Source organism: Candidatus Liberibacter africanus PTSAPSY (assembly GCF_001021085.1).
Taxonomy (GTDB): domain Bacteria; phylum Pseudomonadota; class Alphaproteobacteria; order Rhizobiales; family Rhizobiaceae; genus Liberibacter; species Liberibacter africanus.
Genome location: NZ_CP004021.1, coordinates 1,140,009 through 1,162,955 on the forward strand (window position 1 = coordinate 1,140,009; position 22,947 = coordinate 1,162,955).

The following is a 22,947-nucleotide window of genomic DNA, read 5'->3' on the forward strand; positions in this document are numbered from 1 at the left end:
AATGATTAACGCAGTCCCAAAGTTAAAATCCCAACAACGGCTAGTATAAAAGAAATAATCCAGAAGCGGATTATTATTTGGCTTTCACTCCAACCTTTTTTTTCAAAATGATGATGGATAGGAGCCATTAAGAAAATCCTTTTTCTCGTTATCTTAAAATAAAAAACCTGAATGATGACAGAGAGTGCTTCAACGACGAATAACCCTCCAATGACAATCAGCGCTATCTCATGTTTAGTTGATACGGCAACTCCCCCAATAAAAGCACCTAATGCTAAAGATCCTGTGTCTCCCATAAAAATCGTTGCTGGTGGAGCGTTGAACCATAAAAAACCAATTCCCGCACCAATTAATGCACTGATGACGACAATTAATTCTGCTGAACCTGGAATAAAATAGACTTGTAAATAATGCGAAAAGATAACATTACCCGTGATATACGCAATCAATGAAAATGCGATAGATGCAATCATAACTGGTACAATAGCTAATCCATCAAGTCCATCTGTTAAATTTACAGCATTAGCAGTAGCAACAATGACAAACGCAGTAAAAGGAATAAAAAAAATTCCTATATCCAGAAACATGTTCTTTAAAAAGGGAAAGACTACCATAGTTTTTGTTTCTAGACCTAAAAAGGTTGAATTTGAATAAAAAAGCAAAATACAAACGGCAAATACAGCAATAATAAACTCTATGATAATTCTCACTTTCCATGATAAGCCTTTCTTATCTCCAGTGACAATTTTTGCATAATCATCACAAAAACCAATCAAACCAAAACATAACGTGAGCAATAAGACAATGTTCACATGGATAGAAGAAAAATCAGCCCACAAAAGAGACGATCCCATCAATCCAATCAAAATTATTATACCACCCATAGTAGGAATGCCGATTTTTTTAGAATGCATTGGTAAATCAGGAACCCGAGAAGGTTGTCCCTGATATCCTTGAAGGTAATGAAGATATTCTATAATCTTTGAACCGAAGGCTAAAACAATAAAGAAGGCAGTGAAAAATGCTCCACTAGACCTAAAAGTAATATATTTCAAAATATTAGTGGCCATATAATATTCTGAAAAATCAGCCAATCGGATAAACATTCTCACCTCTTTGGTAGTCTTCTTTTACAAACTGCTATCTCAGGTCTTAACTAATAACCGAGAATTCCTCAAGCAATAACTTGACAAGACGATGAAATCCACAGGAATAAGAAGATTTAACAACTATAACATCTCCATCAATGAGAGATGCTTGGATAAACAAAAAAAAATCTTCTATTGTTTTAGAGTAATGCACATGAATATTATGCGACAATACATCTTTTAACGCTAGAATATGAGTACCATGCAACCATATATGTGAAATGTTATATAAAGACAAAACTTTCGTTAAATCAATGTGAAAATATTTTGATTGTTCTCCCATTTCAAACATATCACCAAGAACAGCAATTTGACGTCCCTTTCCATCAGGTCTTAACTAATAACCGGGAATTCCTCAAGCAATAACTTGACAAGACGATGAAATCCACAGGAATAAGAAGATTTAACAACTATAACATCTCCATCAATGAGAGATGCTTGGATAAACAAAAAAAAATCTTCTATTGTTTCAGAGTAATGCACATGAATATTGTGCGATAATACATCTTTTAACGCTAGAATATGAGTGCCATGCAACCATATATGTGAAATGTTATATAAAGACAAAACTTTCGCTAAATCAATGTGAAAATATTTTGATTGTTCTCCCATTTCGCACATATCACCAAGAACAGCAATTTGACGTCCCTTTCCATGCGGATAAATTTGAGATAAAACTGATATTGCTGATTTCATAGAAATGGGATTTGCATTATAGCTTTCATCAATTAGGGTAAAAAATCCTTTTTTACATGCACAACGATACCGCTTTCCTCTTCCTTCTTTGGGATGAAAAATAGAAAGTGCTTTGATTGCTTTGTCGATATCAATATTTAGAATCGAGAAAACTCCTAATGAGGCAAGCATGTTTTGTGCCATATGATATCCAAGAGCATGATGTGTAACTTCTGCTAATTTACCCTGTAATTGCACTTGCATCCAAGATTTTTCATCACTATCTTTCCGTTTTTGCAACTGAAAATCAGCATTAGGTGATTCACCAAAAGAATAAATTTTATTTATTCCAAGAGTATGAGCTTTTTCTTTAAGATATGAAAAAAAGGAATCATCGTGATTTAAAAAAACAGCCCCATTTTTTTCTAATCCCTCAAAAATCTCCGCTTTGGCAGAAGCAATTTCTTCTATCCCTGAAAAGTTTTCTAAATGCGCAGGAGCAATCTTGGTAATCATAGCAATATGCGGACGAACCAAGTGTGTTAAAAAACGTATTTCACCTAAATGACTCATGCCCAATTCAAAAACACCAAAGTCTACATCTGCAGGCATACGTGCTAACGTTAATGGAACGCCAATATGATTATTATACGAATCAATACATGTATGGGTTCTACCCAAAGAAGACAAAGCAATGGCCAGCATTTCTTTTGTGGTAGTTTTGCCGACAGAACCAGTAATAGCAATAATTTTCGCCTTAGAACGGCGACGTGCAACCATAGCAAGTTTTGTTAGAGAAGATAAAACATCCTGCACTACAAAGACCGGAACAGATAATGATCCTATAGATTGAGCCATATCTGAATTTATAATAACAAGACAGGCGCCTCTTTGCACTGCGTGTAAAATGAAATTATGACCGTCATAGTTAGGGCCTTTAATAGCAAAAAATGCTTCTTTGGGCGCAATGGAACGGCTATCTATTGAAATTCCCTGCACAAAATCTTCAGGCACGTTTCCAATAGACTTACCCTCGACAGCGTGGAGCAAATCATGGAATGTCCATAGATGTTTCACAAAGAAGATCCTAAAATTTCACGTATAATATCACAATCAATAGACATTCTGACGACCCCTTTATTGATAATTTGTACTGTTTCGTGTCCTTTACCTGCGACAACTAAAACATCTCCTTTGTTGAGCATAGACAAAGCAATACGTATCGCTTCTACTCGATTTCCTTCTTCAATAAATCCAGAAAATCCATTGATAATTTCAGCCCTTATTTTTTTAGGATCCTCAGAACGGGGATTATCATCTGTTACGATAACAGTATCAGCTAAATCCAGAGCAATTTTTCCCATCATTGGGCGTTTCCCTTGATCACGATCCCCACCACAACCAAATACAACAATAATACGCCCTGATGTAATAGTGCGAACATTTTTTAAAACCATCTCAAGAGAATTTGGAGTGTGAGCATAATCAACATAAATTTTACCGCCCTTGGAGTTTGTGCCAATAAATTCAAAACGACCAGGAACAATATTTAATTTTCCTAAACATTCAATAACAGTTGGAATATCTATTCCACTGGCAATACATAATCCTGCGGCGACTAAAGCATTGTATACTTGGAATTCTCCGGGCAGAGAAAAAATAAAATTGAAATCCTTTCCCTCAATAGATAGAGAAACTTGTTGTTTATCAAGGATAGAAGAAGAAGATTTAACAACTATAACATCTCCATCAATGAGAGATGCTTGGATAAACAAAAAAAAATCTTCTATTGTTTCAGAGTAATGCACATGAATATTGTGCGATAATACATCTTTTAACGCTAGAATATGAGTGCCATGCAACCATATATGTGAAATGTTATATAAAGACAAAACTTTCGCTAAATCAATGTGAAAATATTTTGATTGTTCTCCCATTTCGCACATATCACCAAGAACAGCAATTTGACGTCCCTTTCCATGCGGATAAATTTGAGATAAAACTGATATTGCTGATTTCATAGAAATGGGATTTGCATTATAGCTTTCATCAATTAGGGTAAAAAATCCTTTTTTACATGCACAACGATACCGCTTTCCTCTTCCTTCTTTGGGATGAAAAATAGAAAGTGCTTTGATTGCTTTGTCGATATCAATATTTAGAATCGAGAAAACTCCTAATGAGGCAAGCATGTTTTGTGCCATATGATATCCAAGAGCATGATGTGTAACTTCTGCTAATTTACCCTGTAATTGCACTTGCATCCAAGATTTTTCATCACTATCTTTCCGTTTTTGCAACTGAAAATCAGCATTAGGTGATTCACCAAAAGAATAAATTTTATTTATTCCAAGAGTATGAGCTTTTTCTTTAAGATATGAAAAAAAGGAATCATCGTGATTTAAAAAAACAGCCCCATTTTTTTCTAATCCCTCAAAAATCTCCGCTTTGGCAGAAGCAATTTCTTCTATCCCTGAAAAGTTTTCTAAATGCGCAGGAGCAATCTTGGTAATCATAGCAATATGCGGACGAACCAAGTGTGTTAAAAAACGTATTTCACCTAAATGACTCATGCCCAATTCAAAAACACCAAAGTCTACATCTGCAGGCATACGTGCTAACGTTAATGGAACGCCAATATGATTATTATACGAATCAATACATGTATGGGTTCTACCCAAAGAAGACAAAGCAATGGCCAGCATTTCTTTTGTGGTAGTTTTGCCGACAGAACCAGTAATAGCAATAATTTTCGCCTTAGAACGGCGACGTGCAACCATAGCAAGTTTTGTTAGAGAAGATAAAACATCCTGCACTACAAAGACCGGAACAGATAATGATCCTATAGATTGAGCCATATCTGAATTTATAATAACAAGACAGGCGCCTCTTTGCACTGCGTGTAAAATGAAATTATGACCGTCATAGTTAGGGCCTTTAATAGCAAAAAATGCTTCTTTGGGCGCAATGGAACGGCTATCTATTGAAATTCCCTGCACAAAATCTTCAGGCACGTTTCCAATAGACTTACCCTCGACAGCGTGGAGCAAATCATGGAATGTCCATAGATGTTTCACAAAGAAGATCCTAAAATTTCACGTATAATATCACAATCAATAGACATTCTGACGACCCCTTTATTGATAATTTGTACTGTTTCGTGTCCTTTACCTGCGACAACTAAAACATCTCCTTTGTTGAGCATAGACAAAGCAATACGTATCGCTTCTACTCGATTTCCTTCTTCAATAAATCCAGAAAATCCATTGATAATTTCAGCCCTTATTTTTTTAGGATCCTCAGAACGGGGATTATCATCTGTTACGATAACAGTATCAGCTAAATCCAGAGCAATTTTTCCCATCATTGGGCGTTTCCCTTGATCACGATCCCCACCACAACCAAATACAACAATAATACGCCCTGATGTAATAGTGCGAACATTTTTTAAAACCATCTCAAGAGAATTTGGAGTGTGAGCATAATCAACATAAATTTTACCGCCCTTGGAGTTTGTGCCAATAAATTCAAAACGACCAGGAACAATATTTAATTTTCCTAAACATTCAATAACAGTTGGAATATCTATTCCACTGGCAATACATAATCCTGCGGCGACTAAAGCATTGTATACTTGGAATTCTCCGGGCAGAGAAAAAATAAAATTGAAATCCTTTCCCTCAATAGATAGAGAAACTTGTTGTTTATCAAGGATAGAAGATACCTTTTTAAGACGAATAAATGCTCCTTGATATCCCACTGATAAAACACGACAACCAGCATTGTGAGCACGATGCATAACCTCTTGGGAGCAAGGATCATCTGAATAAATAACAGCAGGAGATTTTTCAGGTAATAATTCTTCAAAAAGACGCATTTTAGCGTTTAAATATGCTTGTTTGGTTTTATGATATTCTATATGATCACGCCCTAAATTGGTAAAACATCCACCACTCAATTTAATGCCATCTAATCTATGTTGATCTAATCCATGACTGGATGCCTCAAGAGATACATGGGTCACACCCTGTGAAGATAAATATGATAATGCTTTTGCCAAATAAACAGAATTAGGAGTGGTTAAGCTGTTATGATGTGGAAAAGAAGCAATCGAACGCATAGGCCCAATTTGAAAAGACGATAAACCAGAATATTGATAAATCTGTTGCACAAAAGAAGCAACGGAACTCTTTCCAGAAGTCCCTGTAATGGCAAAGATTTTTTTAGGATGTTCACCATATAATTTAGATGAACAAAGAGATAAAAAAATTCTCGTATTATCGACGAATAGAATCGGAACATTCTCTCTAATAGCAACTGAAAAATCGTGTGATGAATATGTAGAAGATACGACAATAGCTTCAGCACCTTGTGCTATCACTTGCGAAATAAAGTCATGACCATCTGCCTTATGTCCAATAATTGCTACAAACATCCAACCTTTTTGAATACAACAGCTATCCGATGAAATTTCATTGATTTCACGTTCTCCCCACTGCATTGAATAAGACGATAATTGATTCATAAGTTCTGGAAAATTATTATGTATCAGATCTTTTAATTTCAATACTATTTCCTCTGCACAATGAATGAAAAAACTGTTTTTCAATACCTTGAAAATACCTCACTATCATCGTCTAATGTTGAATATATTTATTTTAAAAAAACGGGTTTAACACCAAGCATAGACGCCGATCGACGAATTATTTTTCCTACCATAGGAGCAACATTTATTCCAGCAGTAAGCTGATTGTTTTCTTTGATTGTTGGGGAATCCATAAAACTTAGTACAACATATTGAGGATCATTTATAGGAAAAACCGCAAGAAAAGAATTAAAGTTTAACTTTTCTGAATAACGTTTTTTTATCACTTTTTGAGCTGTTCCTGTTTTCCCTCCTACTTCAAATCCTTCTACAAATGCTCTTCTCCCTGAACCACTTGTTACCCCTTCTCGCAATAAGTAACGCATTATTTTTACTGTACTTTTTTTGAGAACTGTACGCGATATTTTATTAGCTTCTTCATGATTGCGAACCATAAATGTTGGCAGTACCAACTGACCGCCATTAACAAGAGAAGCTGCAGCAACCGCTGTTTGCAATGGGGTTGTCGAAAGTCCGTGTCCAAAAGAAATCGTTAGTGAATGCACCCTCTTCCATTGTGATGGATGGGAAGGCTCTTTAACTTCAGGCAATTCAGTTTCTATTTTAGATAACAAACCTAATTTATGCAAAAAATCTTTGTGTTCCTGAATACCCACAGCCTCAGCAATTTTAGCCGCACCAATATTAGAAGAATATCGAAAAATTTCCGGAATAGTCAAAATTCGCTTTTGTGGATGAAAATCATTAATAACAAATTTTCCTTCCCGAATAGGATGACGAGTATCCAAACTATCTTTTATTGTAAACAAACCACTATCAATCCCCATAGCAATAGTAAATGCTTTAAAAATTGATCCCATTTCAAATGTTCCATATGAGATACGATTGAGCCATCCTTCTTGATTTTCTGTTAATACTTCATGGGGATCATGGTCAGGAACAGAAACCATCGCAATGATCTCTCCTGTAGAGACATTGAGTATCACTGTACCCGCTGATTCTGCATTATATTTTTTCTTATTTTCAAGCAAAGCTTGATGAACTATATTTTGAACACGTAAATCTAGTGATAATCGAATAGGAGGCAAATCTTTTATGCCTTTATTTATTGTAGAATTACTCGTCAATCCTTGCATATCAAGAAATTTTTCAATACCGCTGATACCACGATTATCGACATCGACATAACCAACAACGTGTAATGTATGAGAAGCAGCAGGATAGAAACGACGTTTTTCAGTGCGAAAACCCAATCCTGGCAACCCAAGAGCTAAAATTTTCTTTTGCTGTTGTGGAGATAATTTACGACGCAACCATTGAAATTTTGTTTTGGACAGCAATCTACGACGAATCATTTGAGAATCAAGATCAGGTAATACAATTTTTAGTTTCTCAATGATTTCATCAACGGAAATAATCTTGTGTGGTTCAACGTAAAGGGAAAAAGTAAGTATATCTGTCGCTAATATTTCTCCATTTCTATCAATAATATCAGGGCGCGATATTCCATAATCTTCAATATTCATTGAAGAAACAGGATGTTCAGGTTTTGTAATTCCATATTGGATCAATTTAATGATAAGAATCACGCATATCATAAGACAGAAAACAATAGTCATGGCAATGCGATTTTTGCTGTGCGCAATGACCTTGCGACGTCTTTTTTGAAAAAGATCATTTCTATCTTCCATATTCCGCAATGGAAAATTATCATTATAGCGTAACATAACTATGATACTATCATAAAATAAAAATCATTTTAGAAGCATAACTCCTTAGTCAAAAAATCGGTAAATTCATTTTTTTTGTACAACCTTTTGGTAATATTTACGTATTTTAACTTTTTTTAGAGAAAAATCAGACCGATTTTCAGAAAAAGACTGTTTCTTTTTTAAGTGGGCTAAATCATCATACGCAATGAGATTACTAATAATTGTTGGTTGTAATTGCAATTCTTTTTGATAAAGAGCAACCAAATCTTTAATACGATCAGGCTGAACCAATAACGCCCACTGCGCTTTCAGCAAATCAATATAATTTTGCTCTAAAACGATTTTATTTTCTAAGATTCTGAGCTCTTCTTTTTTGTTTTCCACTTTATGCTTAATGGAATAAGTGGTAGATATAGAAGCAAGAATAATACCTAAAATAATCAAATCAAATGTTTTAAACATGTCACCCTCTAAATTGAGAAAGCGCGGGTAATCGAGCTAAATGTGCAAAGGAACAATCTTCCTTTAATGGTGCTGAAGTACGTATTCCTGCACGTAATTTTGCGGAACGTGCTCGTCTATTAATGGCTATATCATCTGTATCTGGAATCACAACCTTTTTAGTAATAGATTGAAAAACAGCAGGATGTGCATGGGGAGAAATCATATGACGCACAGCTGTTACTTTACCTGAACGACTAGTAAGAAACTTTTTAACAAGACGATCTTCTAACGAATGAAAAGAAACCACTATTAATACCCCCCCACATTTGAGCACTTTTTCTGCTGATTGTAATCCTTGAAATAATTCTCCTATTTCATCATTAACAAATATACGTAGCGCTTGAAATGAGCGAGTGGCAGGATGAATACGATGATTCTTACCAAGATAAACGGTATTTTTAATTAAAGAAGACAAATCTTCTGTCGTTTGAAAAGGTGCAAATTTACGACGTTTTACAATAGCATGTGCAATACGAGAAGCTTGTTTTTCTTCCCCTAAAATCCCTAAAATACGTGTCAAATCTTTCACATCTGCATAATTGACAACATCAGCGGCCGATACTCCTGAACAAGACATGCGCATATCTAAAGGACCTGGTTTTTGAAAAGAAAAACCTCGATGAGCACAATCAATCTGCATAGATGATACCCCCAAGTCAAAGACAATTCCATCAACTCCTTCATCTGGGACATAATTTTGCAATTGAGAGAAGTTTGCTTGGAAGAGAGAAAATTGTTCTTTATAGTCTTGCATGATTTCTTTTCCTCGATCCACTGCAAGTGGGTCGCGGTCTAATGCAATAACATTAGATCCCATTTTACAAAAGGAACGGCTATATCCTCCAGCACCAAACGTTGCATCCAAAATAATCTTTCCTGGAGAAGGATTGCAGAGTGCAACTACTCTTTCTAACAGAACAGGAATATGAACATCTATTGTCGAAGACACCGGTTTAGCAAGCATGGATTCCATAGTATATTTCCGATATATTTTTCATTTTTTCAAAGAAAATAGCTTTAATCTCTTGATTATTTTTGTAAATTTTCTAATCCTATCATTGAATATGATTGCCCCTTTTCACATAAAGAAAATTCATTTTCAATGCTCATAAACACACGATATAGAATATACCATCAAAAGACCTCTTTATGAAATCCGTTTTCAAAAACAATCCTCTATAAAGCCAATTAGTTGTCTAAATAAAAAGTGGATCACTATCTTTTACTGATCACAAGAGGAATTTTAATTTTGAATGGTGATAAAAGCAAACTATAAACTAAAAAAACAACCGCGAATAATTCAAAAACCAATTCATAATCGATAATAAACCAACAAATAATTTAAGATATATCTCACACAATCTATAATACAATCTCTTTATAAACGAAACAATTATCTAATTGTTTTATGGTATGAATAATTGTCACAAACATTTTGCAGAACAAAGGTAATGGAGGGCAATTTATTCTCATAACTTAACCACTATTGCAAATATAAAATTTAATTATATAATATCCCGTGGAGCACCATTAACGTGTAGAGAAGGAAAGCAATATTGTCAAATTTTTATCGTTATACACCTTGAGAATTTCTCCTGTTATAAATTTCATGTGTATATATTGACCATAGAAATATTAACATCAAAAGTTGAAGATTAGGAGGGATTTTTGATCCTAGGAATCATTCTTGACACGTATTTCAATTTGTCTCTCAAACAAACATGCATGCATACTCCTGTTTTTTCTCAAGGAGTGGTGCATAGTAATTGTTTATGCCTAAGCAAAGTGTAATCTCATAAATGTTATATACTACAGTTCCAACAACACCCTATCTCGACCAAAAACCAGGTACATCGGGATTACGAAAAAAAGTCAATGTTTTTCAGCAAGATTCTTACGTAGAAAATTTTATCCAATCTATTTTTAACAATATAAATTACACAGAAAAAACACTCATTGTTGGTGGAGATGGTCGATTTTACAATCGCGTTGTAATACAAAAAATCATTAAGATCGCCGCAGCGAACGGTTTTTCTCGGATTATTATAGGTAAAGGGGGCATCCTTTCAACCCCCGCTGTTTCTCATCTCATTCGCAAGTATAAATCCTCTGGGGGCATTATACTCACCGCTTCTCATAATCCTGCAGGTTCTACACAAGATTTTGGCATAAAATACAATACCAGTAATGGAGGGCCAGCTTCTGAACAAAAAACACAAGATATCTTTGAAGAATCAAAAAGAATCACTTATTATCGAATCATAGAAACCAATGATATAGATATTGACCACATTGGAACACAAGAAATAGCCAATATGGTTATATCAATCATTGATCCTATTGAAGATTACGTCGCATTAATGGAAAATATTTTTGATTTTGATGCAATCCGCAAACTTCTTAGCCTTGGATTTCGCATTGATATTGATTGTATGAATGCCGTAGTAGGACCTTATGCAAAAGAAATATTAGAGGAAAAACTTGGGGCTCCCGCTGGTTCGGTACGCAATTTTGTCGCTTTAGAAGATTTTGGAGGACGTCATCCAGACCCTAATCTCATTCATGCAAAAGACCTATACGATCGAATGATGACGGATGATAGTGCTGATTTCGGAGCCGCTTGTGATGGAGATGGTGATCGAAATATGATTCTAGGCAAAGGAATATTTGTCAATCCATCTGATAGTTTAGCGATTATGGTTGCCAATGCAGGATTAATACCCGGATATTCATCTGGCTTGATCGGTGTGGCACGTTCAATGCCCACGAGCACTGCCCTTGATCGTGTTGCCGAAAAATTGAATTTAAAACTATTTGAAACCCCCACTGGTTGGAAGTTTTTTAGTAACCTACTAGAAAATGGGATGGTTACTATTTGTGGAGAAGAAAGTTTTGGGACAGGTTCATCTCATTCCCGTGAAAAAGATGGTCTTTGGTCTATATTATATTGGCTCAATATTTTAGCGGTTCGAGGAGAAAGTCTCTCAGATATCGTCCATAAACACTGGACTACTTATGGTAGAAATTACTATTCTAGATATGATTATACCGATATTCCTACAAATGATGCACAAGATTTTCTAGATAATCTTCGTTCTAGAACAAACCGTTTAATTGGAAGTTCATTTATTGGAAAAAGAATAGAACAAGCGGGTGATTTTGTTTATACAGACCCTATTAATGGCAATATAAGCGATAAACAGGGAATATATATTGTCTTTGAAGATCAATCTCGCATAATTTATCGTATATCTGGTACAGATACAGATAATAGCACTATACGAATTTATATCGAATATTATGAAGCTGATTCATTAAAAAACTTACAAGACACACAAGAAGTACTGTCTGAACTCATAGACGTATCCCAAACAATTTCTTGTATACGACATTATATAGGAAACAAAAATCCTCTTATTGCATCATAATGCTTTCGTAAAACTATTTATAGTTTTCACCCTAAAAATATCATTTGCTAGTCATTTGCTGTGATCCATTCCATAAAAATAATAAATTTTAACTAATAAATATTTATATATTAGTAAAATTCGCTTTAAAGTGGTATGTATGATAATATATCACAATAGATACATATCATATCTGTAAAAAATTTAACTTATAAGGTTGGAATAAAGTTCAAACAATGTTTTTTTACATAAAAAATCTAATTTTTGATAATATATTTCTTTTGTTGAAGAATATAAAAGGTTTTTTTAGTATTATGACAGCAATCTTTATTGCAATGTTCGTTATTCTTATATCTTTTGCTATTGATATTGCAAATTTTTTATATTTACGAAGCCACATACAATCTTCTATCGATTCTGCTGTTCTTTCTGGATGTACGATTATTTTATCAGATCCAAACGTAATAAATATAGGTCAGCAAAAAGATAAAACAAATAAGATATTACGAAATGAGCTAGAGCGCCATTTAAAACCAATATTTTTAGAAGATGCGCGACATATTGCTAATAATACGAATATTTCCATGCTCAAAGATCCGATCATTCCATCACGATATATAGTGAAAATGAAATCGTCGTATCAAATACCTGACAAGAAATTTTTTTGCAAAAATTTGATTCCAAAAAATGCAATTGAGTTAACAAATATAAGTACTGGAATACTTGAAAAACCTTCTAAAATGCAGAATGTTATAATAAAAATGGTGCTTGATTCCTCTTATTCTATGATAGACCAATTTTCTAATGATGAGATAGAGGCCAAGAAAAAACCAAAATTTGTGAGAAGACTGTTTTATAATGATAACAAATCAAATCATCCAGAGAATATATTACTAAAACTATGTAAATCCAAACAATACTTAGCCGGAACACCTAATAGAAAGGTAGACATTCTCATAGAATCCGCTTGGAATCTTATTACCAATATTCAAGAAATGCAAAAAGATACACAAACCATCGAATCAGTATACATAGGATTTAATTCTTACTCCAAGAAAATAGAACAAAATTTCGTGCCTACATTAAATCTAAATTACATAAAAGATAAATTGTGTGATATCAACCCAACTGGTGATACTAATACAGCCATTGCAATGGAGAATGCTTATAACGAATTATCTGAGGTGACGAATAATAATCTATTTATGGATTACAAAAAACATGGTACAATGAAAAAATACGTTATATTCATAACAGACGGAAAGAATAGCTTTGAGGCTAACTTAAATGATCGAAAAACGCTTGCGACATGTGAACAGTTACGTAAAGAATCCATAAAAATCTACTGCGTAAGCGTTGCTGCCCCACCAGAAGGAAAAGACCTATTACTCAAATGTGCTAATTCTCCAAAAAATTTTTTTATTGCGAATAATGGTCAAGAATTACTCGGTATTTTTAATAAAATAAAAAATATGATAAAAGAAGAAATTGTTGTGAAGATCGCACCTAACGAATAGATCCTTGCAAAATAAAAACATTCTTTTTCAACAGTGTTCCACCCAATATGCAGTTTAAAATTATGGAATACATCTGGTTATATTAAACCACATTTTTCTCTATCAAATGTTTTTAATCAGTAAAATAAACCGAAGAATAATGATTACGTATATAAATAAAAGGGCAAAAAAACGCACATTACTCATCGGTCGATATAATATGATGGTTAACAGAACCAATGATAGATTCATGATAGAATCTATCATGAATTCAATATGGCTACTATGATAATACCACAAAATAGTAGAATCTATAAAAGCAATAAAAATAACTAGATTTCTACCACTTAAGATAATTTTATTGAAATTTTTAAATACCATTGACACCCTTTACTTATTTCAAACAATATAAATCATCACTGTTCATAGAACAAGCTAATTATTATCAAAATAATTATATCAAAAATATATCGTTGTATATGACAGTTATTTTTTTATTATATATTTTATATAACACCTTATTGAGATGTAGAAAAATAAATTATCTTCTGTATTATAATAAAAAACATCTCAACGATTAGAGAATAAATAGAAAAATTATTTATCCTTTGACTCTTACTTGATATTTATTATGAACAATCACTCGAAAAATATCCTGAAAGACTCGTAAAAGAGACGCATTATTTTTGACATCATAATGGTATTCAGAGGAACTTCCACATTTTTTTAAAAATATTTTTCCTTGAGGAGAAGCATTAAGAGATATAGTTATTATTTTTACAGAATTTTTCTTAGCTTTATCGCATATTTTAATAGTATCAACATCATTTTTTTGCTTGTTATTTTCGCCATCTGTTAAAAGTATAATAAATTTCTGAAAATCAAGAGAAGGAATTGTTACTTTCTCACGAAAAAGATTAACCCAAAAAGATCTCTTCTTATCAGCAGTCACTATTCGGTATGCCGTCTCCATTGCGGGAGTTGAATCAGTTGATCCAGTTGATAGAGCATCCATATCTTTAGAAACGTATTGGCGTATTTTTTCCGTTCCCCACGATGGTTTTATGTTCTTTTCGACACGAGTTGTATATCCTATTAATCCTATGTATACTTGTTGTTGTGCATTGGAATAATTTATTGCATCAAGTAACTGAAGAACCGCATTTTTTAGTGCTGTTATTTTAGAGTTTTTATTCTTTTGGCAAACAGAATCCGAATCTTCGGTTTCTAGATCAGAATCCATCCCGCAAAGCATTGAAGCAGAAAAATCCAGAACTAGTTCTATCAAAAAATTAGGGGGTTCTCCTGTATCTATCGTCAACATAGCAGGAACAAAAGATAAAATTTTATGACTGTATCTATGATGAAAAATATTTTCTATAAGTTGCAAACGATAGTCATAAGATGTTGTAACATCTAAATGATAAAAAATTTTATTATTTGAAACACTAAAAATATTGTTTTGTAAACTAGAATAATTTTTCAGATCATTTTTCTGCTGAGCGATCATAACATTAGAATTATTTACAATGTTCTGTATTTCTTCTCGATAAAATGCCTTAGAACTTTGAATCAAATTTTCTTTAACATGATTTCTAATAAACTTTTTTACATCGTCGATTAAAAGCCTTTTTGCATGATTTGAAAAATTGTACCCTAATCTATTGAAATTTGACACCATTTTTGATGCACCAGCCAAAACAGCAGAATTATTGGCATGGTCCATAGAAGTTTTCTTATAATACCAATCCAAAATATATATCAAAAAGCTTGTAACCGTCAGAAACAATATAATAATCAAAGAAAAAATAATGGAGAAATTTGCTTTTTGAGAAAAGATATTTTTTTTAAAGTAAAAAAATAATCTGCTTAAAAAATACATTTAAAAATCTTTTTAACAAAATAAAAACCAAATAATTGTGATTTTTAATTTACAAAATAATTTTTTTTTAAAAAACTGTGATTTTCTATGAAAAATATTGATGTATGTACAATGAGTGAAATGTTATCATAGACAATTTATTGTCTATGAAAATTCATTTTTTATAATTTACAACAAAAACTAAATAATATAAAAAAATTATTTGTGCATCTCTATAATAACAAATCACAAATGATATAAATATATTGATTTATATTAATAGTAATGTTCAAAGCCATATTAATGTGCATAATGATCTGGAAAAAATTTTAACTGCAAAGTTATCTAACAATTTCTAAATATCTCTCATGTTTTCTTCATTGTATGTCTGAAAATAGATTGTCTAATAAATCAAAGGGATAGGACAAATCAATGAACGATGATTTACTGTCTAAATTACAAAAAAATTCCACAATAATAGATAAAATATTAGATGAGTTATTATTACACACATCATGTCATATGCAAACACAGCATAATGATCGGTTACTCTCTGCAATTCGTTACGCCCTCTGCGGAGGAAAAAAAATACGAGCATTTTTAGTCACTGAATGCGCTTCATTATTTAAAACAAATTATTTAACAGCATTACGCATTGGTGCTGCTATCGAGTGTATACACTGTTATTCTCTTATTCATGATGATCTTCCCGCAATGGACAATGGACATACTCGACGTGGTAAGCCGACAGTACACATTCAATATGATGAAGTAACAGCCATTCTTGCTGGGAATAGCTTGTTAACCTATGCATTTGAGATCATTTGTTCTCCAGAAACTCAATTGGACGATAAAGCTCGATCTGAATTAATGCTTTCGCTAACGCGCAATATAGGATTACAAGGCATGATCGGTGGACAAATGCTAGATATTCAAGATGAATTTATAGATGAAAAACAAATGTTCATGATACAAAAAATGAAAACAGGAAAACTCATGGGCTTTGCTTGCGAGGCAGGGGCTATTATTGCAAATACAAGTCAAGAAGAAAAACAAAGACTACGTTGTTTTGGAGAAAATTTAGGAATTATTTTCCAATTAGTTGACGACTTGCTCGATTTTGCCGATGATTCTTTTAAAACAACAAAAAAATCATCTAAAAATGCAACCACTAAAAATAATAGTTGTGTTAAAATTAAAGGTAAGGAATGGGTAAAACAGGAAATACATCGAAGAAATAAAAAAATACTTGAAATCATGGATTCGTATAAAGAAAAATCACAATTTTTAATAAAATTATCTAATTATATTTCTTTTGCAAAACAATAAACATCAATAATACAAATATAAGAATTAATTAACTATACTAAAAAAATTAATAGGAAATATAATACATGCAGCGTTTAATTTTGCATTTAAGAAAAATATTTTTCTCAAAATATGTACTTTGTGCTTCGTTATTTATTATCGTTGCTTACTATTTTATTCCCTACCCTCTTCATCTGACAAATCAATCCGTGCTCCGTATTGGAACAGATGGAATTTATCCTCCCCATAGTTTTCATACTAAAAACGGCGGAGGTGAACTAACAGGATTTGATATTGATCTGATTAAAGAAATAGCTCATCGCCTTAATTTAAAAGTAAAATTTTTTGAAACCGCAGTCAGTGGACTCATTGCTGGAATCGATACTAATCGTTATGATGTTTTAGTAAATGTTTCTGTTACACCGCTACGGGAAAAAAAATATAGTTTTTCTACCCCTTATATCACACATAATTTATTATTAATCGTACGTAGTGATGAACAGAATATTCATTCTTTTAAAGATCTATCCGACAAAAAAGTGGTTCAAATACTGGGGACAGATCTTTCTCGATTCACAAAAGAATTAGCATCCCACTTAATATTCAGTCATAATTTTGAACAATCTTTACAATTATTATTAAGTAAACGCGCTGATGCTACTATGATACCTGATATTCCTTTTCTAAATTTTTTAGAACGTCGTCCTAATGAAGCACATTTCTTTAAGATTGCTGATCGTATAAAAAACAACAATGCTATTGCTTTTATGCTACGAAAAGACAATGACGAACTCAAAAAATCTATTAACGAAACCTTGTGTGCAATACATCTAGATGGTACTTACAAAAAAATATTTAACAAATATTTTGATGACAATATGAAGCCAAGCATACCTATTTGCCCTTCATGACTGAAACACTTTTTCGGACTAAAATGATATGAAATATGATTGGTTGAATTTAATTGTCGATTCTTTTCCACAACTTCTTTATGCTGCTATCGTTGTTACGTTACCAATTGCATTTATCTCTTTCTTTTTCAGTATCATAATTGGCTTCTTTATAGCGGTTGTCCGAATTTTTTTTCCAAATACAGTAGCTTCTTTTATCATGTACATCTACGTGTGGATTTTCCGCGGAATTCCCCTACTCGTATTATTGTTTATAATATTTTACGGATTACCACACGTAGGTATTATCTTTGATTCCTTCGTAGCCATCATTATCAGTCTAACATTAAATTTTTCTGCTTATATCTCAGAAATAATCCGCTCTTCTATTCTATCCATTCCTAAGGGACAGTGGGACGCTTCTTATGCTATTGGATTAAAGTTGAATCAAACTGTACGTCATATTGTGTTACCACAAACTATTTCTATATCCGCCGCACCTTTATCAAGTGAATTTATATCTATCTTAAAAAGTACATCACTTGCTTCTACTGTCACTATCCCAGAAATTTTTCAAACAGCACAGCGAATCGTATCTACTACTTATCAACCTCTTATCATCTACTGTGAACTTGCTTTTATTTATCTCATTCTCACTTCATTTTGTTATATAATTCAAATGCGAATAGAGTCTTTTGTCACACAGTACACATATGCAGTTGGTAATGCGTTTTGTGATCAACAAATAAAAAAAATAAATTGTTACAAAGGAAAATATATTAAACTGAAGAAGTGAATATTCGCATTTAAAAAATACTATTGCATATAGTAAAATCAGTAAAATCATTGTATTTCTATATTAAGAGCACTTTAAACACCAATTAAGCTACTAAATTATTTTTTAAATCAAATGTTTACCCTCTCATATTGATTTTTTTATGGATTTTAAAGATTAATGTCGATTCCTGTATATGTCATTAGCCTTCCTGTTTCCCATCAAAGACGTGAAAAATTTTGTCATCGTGCTGCACATATTCATCTTCAATTTTCTTTTTTTAATGCCACATATGGAGAAAATAATCCTGTTTGTAGACGAATATTCTATAATCAAAATCCTCAATCCCGATTCAAACGTTTATTATCTCTTCCTGAAATTGGCTGTTATATAAGCCACATTAATCTTTGGAAAAAAATTGCTGCTTCTTCATCTCTAGGTGCAATTATTTTAGAAGATGACGCTGATTTTAAAGAGGGATTTAGCGCATTGATCTTACATTTAAGCAAATGTGATATAAGTAATGTTATTATAAAATTTGATGCATTACGCAGAAAACCTAAAAAAACAGATTATTTATGCAAAGTTCCAGGAAATTTCAATATAATTCAACCTAGAATATTATCCTCTCGAACTACTGGTTATTTTATCGGGAAAAAGGCTGCTACGGATCTTCTCAATATTCGTAGAAATATATATCGTCCTATCGATATGGATATGAAACATTGGTGGGAACACAATATTCCTTCTCTTGTAACAGAACCTGGAGCTGTATATGAAGCTATTAATACAAACGATAGTTCTATTGAAAAAAGTCGCTTACTAAGCAAATCCACTTTTTTCCCTTTTTATCGAAACATGCGCTATCAATGGAACTTACACTATAATGCTTGGAGGAAAGATCTTCCTGTTGTATCTCCTGCAATTTTTTCACATTATTCTTCATCTAGTTGACTAATACATAGAAAAGATCTCTTATACCCAAAAACGTATGGTTTTTCATTTTTTATTCTGATCTGCAATTAATTTTTGCAAAAAATGAAGCAAATCTTTCTGAGACAATTGAAAAGAAGAATTAATCCATTCTTGTTTACAATGAAATAACAAATCCCCTACTTCTCTTCCTGAGGGTATACCATATTGTAAAACATCATCTCCTCTTAATGGAAACAAGGGTTTTTTCCAGGATATGATATCTGACAATACCTGAAGAATAAAACTGGTATCTTTATGTGAAATACTTTTATAATTAATGGCTAAAAAAAACTTTAATTTAGCGATTATTACCTTTTCACCATAAAGATAAAAATTTTTTTTAACTTCCTGTATTGAAAGTGTTTCTTTATGAACATTAAAACTAATAAATGAAGTCAAAAAATACTTAATATCACGCGATAATTTTAATTTATTAACGACATATAAAATAGCATCATTGTCTCGCAAAGAAAGAAGAACAGCAAAACGCAGGAGAGGATCAACTTTCCATCCAAATACTTCCTCTCCCTCAATAACTTTTGATAACTTATTAAGAGAAGATTCTTGTACGTTGAGAAATATTTCTTCGAATATTTTTCCATTATACATATGTATGATTGCATCAAGAGGATTTACTGCTTCTAGTATCTTTTTTATTTCTGACCATATACGTTCGGAAGAAAGTATTTGCAAACACTTCTTAGTCTTGATACTGGCTAACAATCCATCAGAATCAATGTTTTTTTCTCCATAATGGGCAAAAAAACGAAAAAAACGAAGAATCCGAAGATAGTCCTCCAAAATTCTATGATGAGCATTGCCAATAAATTTTATTGTATGGTTTTTAAGATCATTTAATCCACCAACATAGTCAATAACCTTACCATGTTGATCTGCGTATAAAGCATTTATTGTAAAATCTCTCCTCAAAGAATCAGCTTTCCAATCACGGGTAAAGATAACTTGAGCATAACGACCATCAGTAATTAAATCACGTCTCAAAGTTGTGATATCAAAATATTTTTTACGGCATAATACTTTGATCGTCCCATAACGAATACCTGTTGGAATAACTTTATAAGGTGTCTTGGAAAAAATTTTCATCACAAGATCAGGATAAATTGTTGTTGCAATATCAATATCTTGCACACTCAAATTCATCAAAGAATTTCTAACAGCTCCTCCTACTATACAAGACTTCTCTTTTCCTTGGTTAAGCAACGAAAGAATATGAGTTAAATCAGGATCGTTAAACCATTTATGCTGAGAAATTGATACCATTTTATTATAATTCACTGCAATTAATCATTCCACGACAAAAAATAAGAGAACAAATTTTACATATTACGTGTTATCAAAAGATAATTTGTCCGACGTGGTATGGGATAAAAGATCAGTATAACATCGTACAATTAAAAGAATCATATGACATAATACCTCACATCAACAAGATATATCTTGTATAACCTAATCAGCAATACCTCAATAATAGTTTGAAAATATTATTCCATCTATTTTTCGTATAACTCTTTGCTAATAGGAAAAAGTGTATGCCACTTTCTGTCGTGAGGAGTAACAATCTCCTCAATAATAGCAGCGTATTTCGAGCAACAAGAAGAAAAAGTAGGATCTAAAATATCTCCAACATTCAAATCAGACGGAAAATCATTGTCAATCTCTTGGTGAAAAGGTAAAAAAAGCATAGATACTCCAGAAATTTTCCACCAATTACTCTCATGTCTGGTTCTCTTTTGCTTTGAAATTTTTAAAATATCCAATAAATTAATCTTCAATCATTTCTTCTTTTGGAGTCGTAGACAATGTCTACTCTTCGAGACATTGAAAATATCTGACAAATTGTCAATTTTCTTTTCTTTTTCCATCATAATAACAAAATTCTCAGATCTAGATTTGAATACAGAAAAGCGAGGTTTAAGCTTAAAAGGACGGGAAACCATTGAAACAGAACTGTCTTTTCTAGCTATATGATACGCAAAAGTAAGATATAAAGCATCCGAATAATCAGCGCTTTCATTCCCATTTTTATGTTTATCCACGATAGCTAATTTTCCAGTCTTAGGCTCAGTAAACAACTCTAAATTTTTAAGATCTCGTATTAAAAAAGGATTGTTAATAAGACTTGCACCGTTCTCTAGCCATCTTAAAATCTTGAAGTACAACTCAGTGCGTCTATTCCTATAAAGGTCAGACTCATCCGCTTTGCCTTGTCTCATCACCAGCTCAACATAGTAGCGATTGTCTTGTAAACAATCACAAATCAGCCCCCCATGACCATTCCTATCAATAGCTATACTTGTTATAGCATCTACACCTTCATTGATTTTTTCTTTGAACAAGAGTTGAGAATTGGCATTCTTCTGCCTTTCTTTCTGCTATTTGGTATAATTTCTTCGTCTCCGAAATACAGCCAATCGAGTGGCTTATTCAACGCCCTCTTGATCTTAAGGGCGGTTTTGATTTCAGGAGTTCTAATTCCATTTTCTATTCTACTAATTCCTGCGTGTGTTAGGCCGACCACTAAACCAAATTCTTTTTGCGTTAGGCCCATCCCTAGTCTTAAGCTCTTAAGCCTCTGACCTATTAATTTGCGATCTAAGGCCTTTTTCGTTGTTCTATCTTTCTCAGATCTTAGATTTTCAACACCTTCATACAACCAATCAAAAGATATACCAAACTCATTACGTAGGAATAAGGCATAGTGAGTACTAGCAGGTTTTGCGCCAATTTCAAACATAGCTATAGCGCCTTTATTTTGGCTAGCTACTTCTCCTATTTGCAATTGGGTGTAATCACGATTTAGTCTAACATCTCTAAATCGTTGCCCTATTTCCTTCCAATTCAATGTGGCCTTAGTTTCTGTATCCATACTTTATTTATACCTCAAACCAAAGATTTAGTAAAAGAATATAAGATATAGCATGTAAAATAACACGACAGTATTAGTAGTGTTTATCTTTACAAAATAAGATTGGCCCATATTACAACCAAGCAAGTAAGGGCGAAAGTTAAACTAATGATGGGGGCAACAGATGCGTAATGAAGCAGTGGAAAAAATCATCCGCGACACAAACAAGCTGAGGTTATCCGATAGATCTGATCTTATATATATTGTATAAACTAATCAGCAATATCTCACAATTAATCGTTTGAGAATAAATAGTAGAATATTATTTCTCTTAATGCTTCTAGAACTTATACGGGTTCAGATTTTAAACGAATATCAGATATAAACGATCGAATAACACGAACACGAACATTTTCGGATATTTCTACTTCAACTTCCAATTCATCAATAACCTTTGTAATCTTCCCTATAATTCCTGCAGATGTAACTATAGAATCTCCCCTACGCAAATTACGCAATGCTTCTGCACGTCTTTGGAACTGTTGACGTTGTGGACGAATAACTAAAAAATACCACACAACTACCAACAAAAAAAACAAAACAGCCATCTCTAAAGGAGAAGTTACAGAAGGAATTAAAGTAACATCTGACTGTGCATAAACTGTTGTAAATAGCATAAAAATTCCCCTAAAAACGCAGATAATCGCAAAAGATAATTTAAATA

The 22,947-nt window shown here is 32.7% G+C and carries 20 protein-coding genes; 6 read left to right on the forward strand and 14 right to left on the reverse strand.

Going from position 1 to position 22,947, the window contains the following annotated elements:
• Positions 1 to 5: 5 nt before the first annotated feature.
• From mraY to rsmH, 8 genes are all read right to left on the reverse strand, one after another.
• Entirely contained in the window at positions 6 to 1,106 is a 1,101-nt protein-coding gene (gene mraY / locus G293_RS05165; protein ID WP_047264589.1) for a phospho-N-acetylmuramoyl-pentapeptide-transferase, read from the reverse strand.
• A gap of 46 nt (positions 1,107 to 1,152) precedes the next feature.
• A complete protein-coding gene (locus tag G293_RS05170) occupies positions 1,153 to 1,431 on the reverse strand; it encodes a hypothetical protein (RefSeq protein WP_200897310.1) in 279 nt (92 codons plus the stop codon).
• A 50-nt stretch (positions 1,432 to 1,481) separates the two neighbouring features.
• Entirely contained in the window at positions 1,482 to 2,900 is a 1,419-nt protein-coding gene (locus tag G293_RS05175) for a UDP-N-acetylmuramoyl-tripeptide--D-alanyl-D-alanine ligase (protein WP_052775044.1), read from the reverse strand.
• On the reverse strand, positions 2,897 to 4,900 hold the full coding sequence (gene murF, locus G293_RS05180; RefSeq protein ID WP_083965964.1) for a UDP-N-acetylmuramoyl-tripeptide--D-alanyl-D-alanine ligase: 2,004 nt from the start codon (positions 4,898 to 4,900) through the stop codon (positions 2,897 to 2,899). Before murF ends, G293_RS05175 begins: the two co-directional genes overlap by 4 nt.
• Complete coding sequence (locus G293_RS05185) at positions 4,897 to 6,390, reverse strand: UDP-N-acetylmuramoyl-L-alanyl-D-glutamate--2,6-diaminopimelate ligase (RefSeq protein WP_047264591.1); 1,494 nt, start codon at positions 6,388 to 6,390, stop codon at positions 4,897 to 4,899. Before G293_RS05185 ends, murF begins: the two co-directional genes overlap by 4 nt.
• A gap of 86 nt (positions 6,391 to 6,476) precedes the next feature.
• A complete protein-coding gene (locus tag G293_RS05190; protein ID WP_047264592.1) occupies positions 6,477 to 8,156 on the reverse strand; it encodes a peptidoglycan D,D-transpeptidase FtsI family protein in 1,680 nt (559 codons plus the stop codon).
• A gap of 69 nt (positions 8,157 to 8,225) precedes the next feature.
• Positions 8,226 to 8,603, reverse strand: coding sequence for a cell division protein FtsL (gene ftsL / locus G293_RS05195; RefSeq protein WP_047264593.1), 378 nt, complete (start codon positions 8,601 to 8,603; stop codon positions 8,226 to 8,228).
• Position 8,604: 1 nt separating this feature from the next.
• Complete coding sequence (gene rsmH / locus G293_RS05200; RefSeq protein WP_047264594.1) at positions 8,605 to 9,618, reverse strand: 16S rRNA (cytosine(1402)-N(4))-methyltransferase RsmH; 1,014 nt, start codon at positions 9,616 to 9,618, stop codon at positions 8,605 to 8,607.
• 826 nt (positions 9,619 to 10,444) lie between these two features.
• On the opposite strand from rsmH, the gene G293_RS05205 reads away from it, so the two are divergent.
• Together G293_RS05205 and G293_RS05210 are read left to right on the forward strand one after the other, a co-directional pair.
• Positions 10,445 to 12,073 carry an alpha-D-glucose phosphate-specific phosphoglucomutase gene (locus G293_RS05205; RefSeq protein ID WP_047264595.1) on the forward strand — a complete coding sequence of 543 codons (1,629 nt, stop codon included), beginning with the start codon at positions 10,445 to 10,447 and terminating at the stop codon, positions 12,071 to 12,073.
• Positions 12,074 to 12,366: 293 nt separating this feature from the next.
• Positions 12,367 to 13,569: a Tad domain-containing protein gene (locus G293_RS05210; RefSeq protein WP_158402248.1), complete on the forward strand. Its 1,203-nt coding sequence runs from the start codon at positions 12,367 to 12,369 to the stop codon at positions 13,567 to 13,569.
• Between the two features lie 580 nt (positions 13,570 to 14,149).
• On the opposite strand, the gene G293_RS05215 is transcribed toward G293_RS05210, so the two are convergent.
• Positions 14,150 to 15,313 (reverse strand): vWA domain-containing protein, encoded by a 1,164-nt coding sequence (locus G293_RS05215; protein ID WP_244464387.1) that lies wholly within the window; start codon positions 15,311 to 15,313, stop codon positions 14,150 to 14,152.
• 528 nt (positions 15,314 to 15,841) lie between these two features.
• On the opposite strand from G293_RS05215, the gene G293_RS05220 reads away from it, so the two are divergent.
• The 4 genes from G293_RS05220 (at position 15,842) to G293_RS05235 (ending at position 19,336) form a co-directional block, all read left to right on the forward strand.
• A complete protein-coding gene (locus tag G293_RS05220; protein WP_047264598.1) occupies positions 15,842 to 16,738 on the forward strand; it encodes a polyprenyl synthetase family protein in 897 nt (298 codons plus the stop codon).
• Between the two features lie 65 nt (positions 16,739 to 16,803).
• On the forward strand, positions 16,804 to 17,628 hold the full coding sequence (locus G293_RS05225) for a transporter substrate-binding domain-containing protein (RefSeq protein ID WP_047264599.1): 825 nt from the start codon (positions 16,804 to 16,806) through the stop codon (positions 17,626 to 17,628).
• 28 nt (positions 17,629 to 17,656) lie between these two features.
• Positions 17,657 to 18,403 (forward strand): amino acid ABC transporter permease, encoded by a 747-nt coding sequence (locus G293_RS05230; protein WP_083965966.1) that lies wholly within the window; start codon positions 17,657 to 17,659, stop codon positions 18,401 to 18,403.
• Between the two features lie 159 nt (positions 18,404 to 18,562).
• Positions 18,563 to 19,336: a glycosyltransferase family 25 protein gene (locus G293_RS05235; RefSeq protein ID WP_047264600.1), complete on the forward strand. Its 774-nt coding sequence runs from the start codon at positions 18,563 to 18,565 to the stop codon at positions 19,334 to 19,336.
• 45 nt (positions 19,337 to 19,381) lie between these two features.
• Here G293_RS05235 and G293_RS05240 read toward each other — a convergent pair whose 3' ends face one another.
• The 5 genes from G293_RS05240 to yajC form a co-directional block, all read right to left on the reverse strand.
• Complete coding sequence (locus G293_RS05240) at positions 19,382 to 20,653, reverse strand: CCA tRNA nucleotidyltransferase (protein ID WP_244464388.1); 1,272 nt, start codon at positions 20,651 to 20,653, stop codon at positions 19,382 to 19,384.
• 215 nt (positions 20,654 to 20,868) lie between these two features.
• Positions 20,869 to 21,150, reverse strand: coding sequence for a hypothetical protein (locus tag G293_RS05245; protein ID WP_047264602.1), 282 nt, complete (start codon positions 21,148 to 21,150; stop codon positions 20,869 to 20,871).
• Positions 21,151 to 21,714, reverse strand: coding sequence for a hypothetical protein (locus G293_RS05250; protein WP_047264603.1), 564 nt, complete (start codon positions 21,712 to 21,714; stop codon positions 21,151 to 21,153).
• A complete protein-coding gene (locus G293_RS05255; protein ID WP_047264604.1) occupies positions 21,684 to 22,244 on the reverse strand; it encodes a helix-turn-helix transcriptional regulator in 561 nt (186 codons plus the stop codon). The genes G293_RS05250 and G293_RS05255 overlap by 31 nt, the downstream gene beginning before the upstream one ends.
• Before the next feature lie 326 nt (positions 22,245 to 22,570).
• A complete protein-coding gene (yajC, locus tag G293_RS05260; protein ID WP_047264605.1) occupies positions 22,571 to 22,900 on the reverse strand; it encodes a preprotein translocase subunit YajC in 330 nt (109 codons plus the stop codon).
• Positions 22,901 to 22,947: the final 47 nt, after the last annotated feature.